General features: G+C 36.6%; 8 protein-coding genes. 5 read left to right on the top strand and 3 right to left on the bottom strand.

The window, feature by feature from the left end; all coding sequences use genetic code 11:
• Positions 1-88: 88 nt before the first annotated feature.
• Positions 89-2041 carry a methyl-accepting chemotaxis protein gene (locus HC728_RS01130; protein WP_017019130.1) on the bottom strand — a complete coding sequence of 651 codons (1953 nt, stop codon included), beginning with the start codon at positions 2039-2041 and terminating at the stop codon, positions 89-91.
• A gap of 529 nt (positions 2042-2570) precedes the next feature.
• Between HC728_RS01130 and HC728_RS01135 the strand changes: the two genes are divergently transcribed.
• Positions 2571-5735 carry a glycosyl hydrolase family 18 protein gene (locus HC728_RS01135; RefSeq protein WP_017019131.1) on the top strand — a complete coding sequence of 1055 codons (3165 nt, stop codon included), beginning with the start codon at positions 2571-2573 and terminating at the stop codon, positions 5733-5735.
• Positions 5736-5819: 84 nt separating this feature from the next.
• Here the strand turns inward: HC728_RS01135 and HC728_RS01140 are convergent, their stop codons facing one another.
• Complete coding sequence (locus tag HC728_RS01140) at positions 5820-8303, bottom strand: cache domain-containing protein (protein WP_190395043.1); 2484 nt, start codon at positions 8301-8303, stop codon at positions 5820-5822.
• Positions 8304-8600: 297 nt separating this feature from the next.
• Here HC728_RS01140 and HC728_RS01145 point away from each other — a divergent pair, with 297 nt between their 5' ends.
• The 3 genes from HC728_RS01145 to HC728_RS01155 all read left to right on the top strand — a co-directional run bounded on the left by HC728_RS01145 (position 8601) and on the right by HC728_RS01155 (position 10359).
• Complete coding sequence (locus tag HC728_RS01145) at positions 8601-8990, top strand: cystatin domain-containing protein (protein ID WP_017019133.1); 390 nt, start codon at positions 8601-8603, stop codon at positions 8988-8990.
• A gap of 27 nt (positions 8991-9017) precedes the next feature.
• Positions 9018-9380: a DUF333 domain-containing protein gene (locus tag HC728_RS01150; RefSeq protein ID WP_017019134.1), complete on the top strand. Its 363-nt coding sequence runs from the start codon at positions 9018-9020 to the stop codon at positions 9378-9380.
• Positions 9381-9501: 121 nt separating this feature from the next.
• Positions 9502-10359 carry a carboxylate/amino acid/amine transporter gene (locus HC728_RS01155; RefSeq protein ID WP_012533619.1) on the top strand — a complete coding sequence of 286 codons (858 nt, stop codon included), beginning with the start codon at positions 9502-9504 and terminating at the stop codon, positions 10357-10359.
• Positions 10360-10409: 50 nt separating this feature from the next.
• On the opposite strand, the gene HC728_RS01160 is transcribed toward HC728_RS01155, so the two are convergent.
• On the bottom strand, positions 10410-11045 hold the full coding sequence (locus HC728_RS01160) for a hypothetical protein (protein ID WP_012533059.1): 636 nt from the start codon (positions 11043-11045) through the stop codon (positions 10410-10412).
• Between the two features lie 239 nt (positions 11046-11284).
• On the opposite strand from HC728_RS01160, the gene HC728_RS01165 reads away from it, so the two are divergent.
• Positions 11285-12445 carry an MFS transporter gene (locus HC728_RS01165; protein ID WP_005418677.1) on the top strand — a complete coding sequence of 387 codons (1161 nt, stop codon included), beginning with the start codon at positions 11285-11287 and terminating at the stop codon, positions 12443-12445.
• Positions 12446-12457 lie beyond the last annotated feature (12 nt).

Here is a 12457-nt window from a genome sequence, read left to right on the forward strand (position 1 = left end):
CCTTATTTCATTTTTTGTTCTTAATAAAAAAAAATGGGCAAGAAATAATTATTTCTCACCCACTTAGTTTTATGATGTTTTAAGTCCTTTAATCAACTCTAAAAGTAGCCAATTGTTGCTGTTGTTTTTCAGCTAGCTCTGATAGGTGCGTACTTGTCACTGTTGCTTCTTCAATGCCCGCAACATTTTGGTTAGTAATGTCTCGAATTGTCGTAATATTCTCGCTAATTTCAACCATAGTACGTGATTGTTCGGAAACCGCTGTCGCTACTTCAGCATTCGATTGTGATAATTCATCCATCGCTTCATTCATCGACGATAATTGATCTCGTGACTGTAATACTGACGCTGCAGTTTCATCAATCATAGATAAACAACGTTGCATATTTTGCTGTGCATCTGTCGATTTACTTTGCAGTTGTTCAATAATTCGTTGAATGGTTTCCGTTGAGTCTTGTGTTCTTGTTGCTAGTACTCGAACTTCATCTGCAACGACAGCAAAACCACGCCCCATTTCACCTGCTCGAGCAGCTTCAATTGCAGCATTAAGTGCAAGTAAGTTAGTTTGCTCAGAAATATTCTGAATCACCGCAATAACATTACCAATTTGCTCACATTCCTTATTTAGATGCTCAACAACTAAAGACGTATCATTTAACTGTTCTTGCAAAGCACTGGCGCGATCACCATTTTCACGTGAAGAACGCATCTCTAAGCGACACAACTCTTGTACACCACTCATTCTTGTTTCCGCCGCTTTCGCTGATGCTTCAACTTGATTTGCAGATGCCGATAGTTCAGTAATTGCTGCTGCAATCATGCTCACTTGATCATTTTGAACACTGCTGTTTTCTGCACTTAATTCCATAACTGAACGCAATTGTAATGATGCTGATGCCAGTTCTTGACCGTGCGAGTTAAGATCTTTAATTGTTCCTCTTAGCGTATTAATGGTTATATCTGTATTTTCACCAAGCTGAGAAACTTCATTCTCACCTTTTAAATTGGTATGAAATACTAAATTACGCTCAGCCAAACCACGGATAACACTTTGTACTGAGTTTAGTTGGGTAATAATGATACGAGTTAAAATCGTCACTAAAATTGATGCTAACACTGCGCCAATTAATAACCCAACAATATTAACAACAATACTATTTTCGGCATTTTTTATTGTATTATTAAAATTGTCTTCTAAGTGTTTTTTGCTGCTTGCAACTGCATTATCAATTATTTGTCTAGCTTCAGCTCTAATTTCAGCACGCTTCGCTTGATATCCAACCCAACGGGCAGTAATATTTTCTAATGTAGTCAGTTCCTTACGCCATACATCAAGAAATTCAGCCTGTAATTTCTTTAGAGCTGGTCCCTTATACATTGGCTCAATCAATTCTTCCATTTGGTCTAGCAACGCGTGAAGTTCATCTCCATCGTCTTGTAAACGCAAATAAAATACACCCGAAGATTTATAGCCAATTCCTTCTGAAAGTACTGATAACTTATTACGTATAATAGGCCATTCGTCCGCATTTGATGGATGATGATTCTCATCTAAATTATCTAAGTAAGGAGCTAACCACGGTAACACATTTAAAAATATATTATGTCCGTCTACCTTTTCATCAATCATCTTTTTTGAAATAGAATGAAATTCATCAAAAGATTGTGAAATTCTCTCTAAATCATTCAAGTCCTGACGAGACAATTTCTCCATATTTCTTAAACGAGTAATCACTTTATCTTTATCTTCTAAAATCTTAGGATAAACTTGGTTATATTCCTTTTGTCCTCTCTCAGGATCGAACATTTCACTGCGAATTGCAGCAGTTCTCAATCTTGAAAACAGATTATCAAGCTCAATAAAATCCTCAGAAATTGTATTACTCGTCATTGAATACATAATATTATTTTCTGTGCGAATAAGGTTTGTATGCAAAAATGTAGCACTACAAAAGAATATTATGAAGGTACCAATAAATGGAACCATTAGCTGATAGCGCAGCTGTAAAGAATTACGATAATATTGAAGGAGTAAACCCATTTATATACCTTATAGAAATAACTTTATTCATAAACTCAACCATGATTAATGAATAATAATAACTAATAACGCTTCCTTTAACCGATTAACGTTATCGCGTTTTTTGCGATGTTATACAGTGAGATAAAAAGCAAAAAAATAGGCTAATTAAATAAAATAGAAATTAATTTAAATAATGAAAATTATCTAAATTATTATAGCTAAAGCGGATATCTTAAATCAGATTAAACATAAAAACACAAAGAAAGATAATTAAATTCAAAGATTTAAATGCACATATAAAATTTTATAAATAAATGAAAAATAATAGTTATTACTAACAATAAGCCATGTTAACCAGATAGGTGCATAGTAAACGAGTAATCTTGATACAAAAACAAATGTAACCTTGTTTACTTACATTGGTTTTATTGCGAGTCGCTTTGTAATTTATAAATCATTCTTAGCAGAATTTTTTTTATATCCTAATCTTATTTCACATCAATTAAAAAGTGATTGATGATTTTTGAATTACCTTTAAGGATATGAAATGGAACATTCAATTTTAAGAAAAAAACATAATTATAAATTTACTCTCTCTACCCTAACCCTTTCTTGTTTAATGGCATTTAATGCTCAAGCGGCTGTAGATTGCTCACCACTTGAAGCTTGGGATGCAGGGAAAGTGTACAATGGTGGAGAAGAAGTAAAACAAGGTACTAATGCCTATAAAGCCAAATATTGGACTCAAAATAATGACCCCGCAACCGCTGGGGAATGGGGTGCATGGCAAGATCTCGGAGCATGTTCAGGAGAAGTTCCAAATGAAGCGCCAACGGTAGACCTAACGTCTCCTAGTGCAACGGAACAACTCACTACAGGTGACCTTGTCACGTTAACAGCATCAGCGGCTGATAACGATGGCAATATAGTCCGCGTCGACTTCTCTGTTGATGGGAGCGTAATTAGCTCAGTAACAGCCTCTCCATATTCTACTACATGGACTGCTCTTGAAGGCAACCATACAATTAGTGCGCAATCTTATGATGATAAAGGTGCACAAAGTACAGTAAGCTCTGTTGCAATTAATGTGACAAATACTCCGACTGACAATATCGCACCAACAGCAACATTAAGCTTATCTGCAACAAATGTTGAACTTGGTTCTGTCGTTACACTAACAGCAGATGCCACAGACTCAGATGGCACAATAGATAAAGTTGATTTTTATATCGATAACACTCTTGTTGGCACAGCTGCAACAGCCCCTTATACCCTTCAATACACTACAACGGCTGTAGGTTCTCTTTCTGTCTATGCTAAAGCGACAGACAATTTAGGCGCAACGGCAAATTCAGCTTCCACTAATTTAACGGTTACAAGTTCATTGCCAGTTGCAGATAACTGTCGTCCTGATGGTTTATATCAAACAGAAGGCGTAACAGTGCCTTACTGTACTATCTATGATAAAGAAGGCCGTGAGAAAATGGGGGCTGACCACCCTCGTCGTGTGATCGGTTACTTTACAAGTTGGCGTGATGGCGGCGACGAACAAAATAGTTACTTAGTAAAAGATATCCCTTGGGAGCAGCTAACCCATATTAACTACGCTTTCGTAAGCATTGGTTCAGATGGAAAAGTGAATGTCGGTGATGTTAACGATCCAAATAATGCTGCAACTGGTAAAGAGTGGGCAGGCGTTGAAATTGATCCTGCGCTTGGATTTAAAGGCCACTTTGGCGCACTAGCAACAGCTAAAGCAAAACATGGAGTGAAAACATTAATCTCTATTGGTGGCTGGGCTGAAACTGGTGGTCACTTCGGTGCTGATGGTAATCGTGTTGCAGATGGTGGTTTTTATACCATGACAACCAATGCAGATGGCAGCATCAACCACGCAGCTATCGAAAAATTTGCAGCATCAGCCGTTGAAATGATGCGTAAGTACAAATTTGATGGTTTAGACATCGATTATGAATACCCTACGTCAATGGCTGGTGCTGGTAACCCTGATGATAAAGAATTCATGGAACCTCGTCGCCAATACCTGTGGGCATCGTATCAAGTACTGATGAAAACATTACGTGAAAAACTGGATGTTGCATCTGCACAAGATGATATTCACTACATGCTAACTATCGCAGCTCCATCATCTGGCTATTTATTACGTGGTATGGAAACGTTTGATGTTACGAAGTACTTAGATTACGTAAATATCATGTCATACGACTTACATGGTGCATGGAACGACCATGTTGGTCACAATGCTGCACTATATGATACTGGTAAAGATTCTGAATTAGCTCAATGGAATGTTTATGGTACTGAAGCTTACGGTGGTATTGGTTACCTTAATACCGATTGGGCTTACCATTACTTCCGCGGTTCAATGCCGGCAGGCCGTATCAATATTGGTGTCCCTTATTATACTCGTGGCTGGCAAGGCGTAACTGGCGGTGAAAATGGTTTATGGGGTCGAGCTCCGCTTCCAGATCAAGCTCAATGTGAGCCAGGTACTGGTGAAGGTGAGAAAAACAATTGTGGTTACGGTGCACTAGGTATCGATAACATGTGGCATGATAAGAACTCATATGGCCAAGAAATGGGCGCAGGTTCTAACCCTATGTGGCATGCTAAAAACTTACAAGAAGGTATCTTTGGCTCTTACGCGAATATCTATGGTTTAGATCCAGCAAATGACCCTGCGGATCAATTAGTGGGCACTTATACTCGCCACTATGACAGCGTTGCTGTCGCACCATGGTTATGGAATGCAGAGAAAAAAGTCTTCTTATCAACAGAAGATAAAGATTCTATCAACGTAAAAGCGGACTACGTTATTGACCAAGAAATTGGTGGCATCATGTTCTGGGAACTGGCTGGGGATTACAGCTGTTACATACTGGATGCAAATGGTAATCGTACTTCTGTAGATGCAACTGAAGCGGCTTGTCAAACAGGTAATGGTGAATACCATATGGGTAACACCATGACTAAAGCGATCTATGAGAAATTTAAATCAGCAACACCATATGGCAACACCGTAGCTACAGGAGCTATTCCAACAGAAACGGTTGATATTGCTGTAAACGTAGGTGGGTTTAAAGTGGGAGATCAAAACTACCCAATTAATCCAAAAGTGACCTTCACAAACAACACAGGCCAAGATATTCCTGGAGGAACTGAATTCCAATTCGATATTCCAGTATCTGCTCCTGATAATGCGAAAGATCAATCTGGTGGCGGTTTACAAGTCATCGCTTCTGGTCATACTCGTCCAAACAATATTGGTGGTTTAGATGGAACAATGCACCGTGTTGCTTTCACTCTTCCAGCATGGAAAGCACTGCCAGCAGGCGGCGTGTATGAACTGGATATGGTGTACTATCTACCAATTTCTGGCCCAGCAAACTATACAGTCAATATCAACAACGTTGATTATGCCTTCAAGTTTGAGCAACCAGATTTACCTCTAGCGGATTTAAGCTCTGGTGGTAACAATGGTGGTGGTAATGGCGGAACACCTGATGCGGGCTGTGATGCTACAGGACTTGTTACTTATCCAGATCTTCCACAAAAAGATTGGGCAGGTAACCCTAGCCACGCAAATACTGGAGATCAAGTAGTTCACAATAACGTTATTTACCAAGCAAATTGGTGGACAGCAGCAGAACCAGGAAGTGACGGCAGTTGGACTAAAGTGTGTAACTTATAATTAATGATTAATTACACTTAATAAAAAAGAGCAGCGATGTATTATCACTGCTCTTTCTTTTTTAATATTCTAAACAAAAACCATTTATGCGTACTTTGTTTTTAATTCACTAATTGAAAGTGGTTTATCTAAGTAATACCCTTGAACCAAATCACATTGGTACTCTTTTAATTTCTCTAATTGCTCTTTAGTCTCAACACCTTCAGCCACTACCGTCATTTGACATGAAGCTCCGATAGCAATAATCGCTTTGATCAAAGATTCACTTTGATCATTGGTAAATAAACTGCTTACAAAAGAGCGATCAATCTTAATTTCTGTAATCGGTAAAATATTAAGATAGCTTAATGATGAATAACCTGTACCAAAATCATCTAATGAAATACCAAAGCCAAGTTTCTGTAGTTCCAATAAAATCGGCGATACACTTTTTAAATCACTGATTAGAATATTTTCTGTTATTTCGAAGGTAATCCGTGACACATCAATACCGGTTCTCGAAACAATCTTCATAATACGAGATATAAATCCCTTTCTAATTAATTGCTTAGGTGAAATATTAACTGAAAGCATAGTGGCATTCGTACCATTAGGCATCACTTCTTGAATATCTTCACACGCTTGCTGTAAAACAAAATCGCCAAGCTGATCTATCATCCCTATTTCTTCTGCTACAGCAATAAATTGAACGGGAGAAACAGAACCTAATTTGTTATTGCACCATCGAGAAAGCACCTCTACACCATAAATCTCACCAGTTTTGGTATCAATTTGAGGTTGATATACTAAAGTGATCTCACGTTTATCTAATGCACTTTTTAGCTCCTCTTCTAAACTAAATTCATAGCTCACTTGTTCATCAATGCTTTTATCAAAGAAAAGTGATGCGCCTTTATGAACATCTTTTGATTTATAAAGCACAATATCGGCTTTAGAAATAAGCTCTGAAGAACAAGTCGCATCCTTAGGGTACATTGCTACCCCAATACTACATCCAGTTGTAATTTCTTTACCGCTTATAGAGAAAGCATCTTCAAAAACAGATTGAATCTTATCAACCCATAACTCAGCATCTTGTTGAGACGCTAAATTAAAAAAACAAAAAACAAATTCATCTCCACCAAAGCGTGCGACCATTTCGTTTTTTTCAATAAAGTGACTGAATCTCGAGCTAATTAACGTTAATAATCTATCGCCAACATCATGGCCATAATGATCATTCACTTTTTTAAAGTCATCCAAATCAACAAACATTAGAGCTATCATCTTTCCAGATTGCTGAGCTTTAACAATTTCTTCTTCAATTCTTGACTCTAGCATGACCCTATTTGGTAATTGCGTTAATCCATCATGTAGAGCCATGTATTGCATTTTATTTTTTGTTTTCTCTAACACTTCAAAATCATTACAAATTCGATCTTGAAATTTATTAAAGCGCATCGCAACATATTTACTAACACTCAATGATAATAAGGTAAGAATCAACGCCAAGGTTAATGTTAGTAATAGTATTTTCTTCAACTCTTCTTGATTTTGCTGAATTAATATTTTTTCTTTTTTCTCTAAAAGACGCTTATTTGTATCAGTATAAACTCCACCACTAATCACCCAATCCCATTTATCGTATTTTTTTATATAGCTTAGCTGAGAATCAGAGCCATTTTTAAATGCATCAAGTCGATTTAAATACTTAGAAAAACGGCTATTATTATCATCAAACTTTGAATTTAACGTATTCATAAATTCATGAGGGTTAATATCCGTTTTATTATAAATATTCGTATTTATTAAACTTTTATCCTGATGAGATAAGATATTGCCTGAATGATCAAAAACAAATATATAGCCGTCATCGCCATATCGAACCTCAGATATCCATGCAAGTAATATTTGTTGTATATCTTCTTCAACATCAACAACATATTCTCCTGTACCAATATATATATCTAATGGTTCAAAGTATTTTGCATAGCCTATTTTTTCAAAAGCTTCATCTTTGTTATCTGGTTTTGGGTACCACCACTGACTGAAACCTTCTCCTTTTTCTCTCATCATTTTAACATGATCTTCTACGACTCTTTTGCCGTGAATATCCGTAAAATTAATCAGATTCTTCCCTTCATATTCAGGAAAAATAGGATGCATTAAATTCGTACCATTCATGTCATAGATAAAAAAGTAACCTCGACCATCGTTAAAACGAGTTTGACGCAGAGCATCTGCTATTAACTTTATTATTTCAGGTTTGGTTTTTTCTTCATTTTGTTGATATATAAAACGAATAACACCGTAGGCATCGTCTATACGATGTTGAATTGATTTTTTTAGCGTTTGTTCTGCCAAATTATCTTCATAAATAATTTGTTCATAAATACTATCAACTTGTTGCTTTACACGACCTTTTTCTTGCGTAAGTGCATCCGAATATAATGATTCTATTAATGAGCCAACTTTGGTTTGATTCTCATGAATTACAATCGCGTTTAAAACCAAAGTAAAGACACCAATTAAAGCAATCGGCATTAACGAAATAAAAGTCAACAGCCTTTTATCAGACTTATGCAACATAAATAACCATTTACAATTTAGAAACAACCGACCAATGCTAATAATGTTTATTACAAAATAATAGAACCTTCCTTACATCTTTAACCAGAAACACAAAAAGATGTGAAGTCTGCCATAAAATAATCACTCATTCATTGAGGCGATAAATAATGAATAAATGCTTTAGACGTCTAACTTGAGATAAAAAACTGCATTGAAAATGAGATTAATGATAAAAAAAATACGATTAGTTTGGAATTCTGTCTCTTAAGGATTAGATTAAACTTAAGAAAAATTCTTACCATACATGGAGTCACCATGAATAAATCAGTAATAATTGCAATAACCTCAGCATTATTTATCGCAGGGTGTTCAACGCAATCAGAAAAAACACCTGCGGTTTCATCAGATAATATCAATCCAATTTGTAATATAGATAATAATATGGCAGGTGGATGGACAACATCTACCATAACACCGGAAGCAAAAGAAGCGGTTGAGTACGTTTTAAGCATGATGAATACATCAGCTAAACTTAAACAAATAGTAGATGTAAAAACTCAGGTAGTGAATGGCATTAATTACGCGATTGATTTTGAACTTGATGACGGTCAAGTCTGGAATACTCGTGTATATCGCAGCCTTAAAGGTCAATATCAAATGACTCAACCTGCTCAGCAAGGTAGCATGACTCAAGATTGCCAATAACACCACCACAATCTAAAGGACACTCTAATGCTTAAAAAAACAGTAATTACGATTTCAATGCTATTAGCACTAGCTGCATGCAGTTCATCTGAAACTCCAGAACCAACAAAAGCAGATGCAACCAACCCTGCTGCAACATTTTGTGCTGAGCGTGGCACCTATGATTTAGAAACAGGTAATTGTACATTAGGTAACGGCGATGTCGTTAACGCTTGGGAATACTACCGTAACCACAAACAATCAATGACTAAACCTGTTGGAAAGCCTAATCCTGCTGCTGCATATTGTGTTGAACAAGAAGGCACATATAACTTAGATGACAGCACATGTGTATTAAAGACGGGTGAAATGGTTAACGCTTGGGATTTCTTCCGTAGCAGCCAGAAATAACACGAATCATATCTAAAAATAATAAAGGCTGACTCTTCAGCCTTTTTTTATTTGTCTTTTTCCTTTACTGATAGTAAATCTCATTTAGAATGCGTACATTGTTTTTATTACGAGATGAGATATGTCATATTTACTTTCAATTACTCTACTATGGGCTTTTTCATTTAGCCTTATCGGCGTATATTTAGCTGGCCAAGTTGATGCTTGGTTTTCTGTGCTAATGCGTATTGGTTTAGCTACCTTAGTTTTTCTTCCTTTCCTACGCCCAAAAAATATCTCATTGAATACAGCGCTTAAATTAATGGCTATTGGTGCTATTCAATTAGGGGTAATGTATGTCTTCTACTACCAATCCTTCTTATACCTTACCGTTCCTGAAGTTTTGCTTTTTACTGTGATGACCCCTATTTATATCACTTTATTAAATGATGCATTTGAAGGTAAATTTCATTCGCATTTTATGATCAGTGCCGTAATCGCAACACTAGGAGCGATTGCCATTCGATATAATGGGATTGATGCAGGTTTTTTATTAGGGTTTGGACTCGTTCAAGGGGCAAACCTTTGTTTTGCGACAGGACAAGTTTGCTATAAACGTTTAATGAAAGATCAAGAAATTGAACAAAAAACAGTTTTTGGTTTCTTCTTTATAGGCGCATTTATTGTTGCCAGTACTTGTTATTTATTATTCGGAAATAGCGAAAAGCTGCCAACAACATCCGTTCAGTGGGGAGTATTAATTTATCTTGGCGTGATAGCATCAGGCATGGGGTATTTTATGTGGAATAAAGGTGCAACACTGGTGAATGTTGGTGTGTTAGCCGTAATGAATAATCTACTTATTCCTGCGGGTATCTTAGTAAATCTATTAATATGGAATCGAGATGCGGATATTCTAAGGTTGAGCATTGGCGGTGCTTTAATTTTATTGGCGCTTCTTGTGAATCAGAAATTAGAAAAAAGACATCATCAATCTTAACCAAAATAAAAAAGAGCAGTATTTACATAACAAATACTGCTCTAATCTTATTAAGAGTCGTGTTTCACTCTCGTCACACCAAATGATGCAACAACACAAGTAAAGTAGAACCAAGATACCGCACCAGCAAACTTACAGCCCTCTTCAAAGATCTGAGTTGTTTCATAACCAAAAGGTAAATAACCTTGAATCACATCAGTACCAATTGAACCTGCTAGTAACCCGCCAGCCAGTAAAAATGAGAAGCCATCAATTTCAATAATATCTTTATAGTGTAACGCTAAAATGGCAAGAGCCACGACAGCATAAAAGAAATAACAAATATATTGATTTACGTATCGATCATGAATTAAGAAAAAATCATCAACAGCTAAAATTGATGCCAACGTTCCCATTAGAAAAAGTAAGCGTTGCTTCTTACCACTATGAACAAAAATCGCACTGAAAAAAGCAATTGAAATTGAACCTACCCAAAACCACACGCCAATGTTTGAAAGAAATCCACGGAAACTATGCACTTCTGTTTGTTGTGCCAAATCTCTCAACACTTCCATTGGAGTAAAGCCTAATGCCTTATTAAGGCCAAACAATGATAATGCATAAAATACAATAGCAGGAATTAAAGCCAGTAAACAATAAGATAGCATTCGTTTAGGATTAAAAATCTGACGCAAAATAGTGTTCAAAACACACCTCTTTAGTTATTTCTTGTAATAAATGTTGCGCAATAATCTATCTTTTGAGAAACAAGATCAAGATCACATTTGTTGCATAAGTGAGATAAGTTGCTCACTAATTTATTCATTATATTTCAATTAGCAAAATTTATCTTTACGAGAAAAATTACTCGTTTTACTTGGTTACTCTTTAGCCTCATAGTCGCGGAAAATTACTTCCTATCTATTACTTTTTTTGAGGCACTGCGGTGGAAAAAACAACATCAACTCAATCACAATCTGGTCTACTTATTCCTGTGATTGCTCTCTCTTTATTTGCTATTGCATCAGGGTATTTAATGAGCTTAATCCCCCTAATGCTAAGTCAATATGGGATTGAGGCGAAATACGCCAGTTGGTTAGCCAGTGCTTTTTATGCAGGTCTACTTGTTGGTGCCGGTGTTATCGAACCTTTTGTGGCTCGTTTAGGCCATAAAAACTCATTCGTTTTATTCTTAGCTCTGCTTGCTGCAACAATTATAGCTCTTCCTGCTATTCCTGATGAATTATTTTGGATGGTAGCAAGATTCGTTGCTGGTATTGCCGTTGCAGGTGTATTTGTTGTTGTTGAGTCTTGGCTGTTAATTGGTGATGCAGAGAGCCGACCAAAACGCTTAGGCTTATACATGGGCGCACTTTATGGTGGTTCATCTCTAGGACAACTTGGTATCGGTTTTATTGGTATTGAAGGTCTATTACCGTATTACATGATCATCGGCCTAATCATGATGGCCATTGCTTGTTTATTATTTGGTAAAGGTGCACAACCTCAAGTTCAACACCACAATGTTTTGAACTTCAAACAAATACTAAAACTAAACAAAGCTTCTATCATGGGCTGTGTTGTGTCTGGTCTATTACTGGGTGCAGTGTATGGTCTAATGCCATTAGAATTGAAACATCGCAACATTAATACTGCACAAATCGGTAGTTTGATGGCTCTTATCGTTCTTGGTGGTATGGCAGTACAACCGATTGTTTCTTATTTATCGAAACATTTTGCTAAAACGCTACTAATGGCTCTATTTTGTATTTTAGGTGTTTTCTCTGTTGGTTTAACTGCATTGAGTGATCACGCTGCTGTACTGGCAGTCGCTTTAGTTCTTCTTGGTATGGCTGCGTTTGCACTTTACCCAATTGCGATCTCTCTTGGCTGTGACCAACTGGATGAATCTTACATTGTGTCAGCAACCCAAGTAATGCTTTTTAGTTACAGCATTGGTTCGGTATGCGGCCCTGTTATGGCAAACACATTAATGAATACTGCCGAAGGCCTTATGAGCTACTTATTTGCTATCTTATTAGCAACAGCTATTTACATGATCTTCGCTAATATTCGTCAACACCGTCCAATGGTTGCCGGCGAATAATTCTTTAGATTC

Source organism: Aliivibrio sp. S10_S31 (genome assembly GCF_014694495.1).
Lineage (GTDB): Bacteria > Pseudomonadota > Gammaproteobacteria > Enterobacterales > Vibrionaceae > Aliivibrio > Aliivibrio fischeri.

Excerpts from the sequence above, each read along its gene's own strand:
- HC728_RS01140 (WP_190395043.1), bottom strand. The coding sequence starts at position 8,303 with ATGTTGCATAAGTCTGATAAAAGGCTGTTGACTTTTATTTCGTTAATG.
- HC728_RS01145 (WP_017019133.1), top strand. The coding sequence starts at position 8,601 with ATGAATAAATCAGTAATAATTGCAATAACCTCAGCATTATTTATCGCA.
- HC728_RS01155 (WP_012533619.1), top strand. The coding sequence starts at position 9,502 with ATGTCATATTTACTTTCAATTACTCTACTATGGGCTTTTTCATTTAGC.
- HC728_RS01130 (WP_017019130.1), bottom strand. The coding sequence starts at position 2,041 with ATGGGTTTACTCCTTCAATATTATCGTAATTCTTTACAGCTGCGCTAT.
- HC728_RS01135 (WP_017019131.1), top strand. The coding sequence starts at position 2,571 with ATGGAACATTCAATTTTAAGAAAAAAACATAATTATAAATTTACTCTC.
- HC728_RS01150 (WP_017019134.1), top strand. The coding sequence starts at position 9,018 with ATGCTTAAAAAAACAGTAATTACGATTTCAATGCTATTAGCACTAGCT.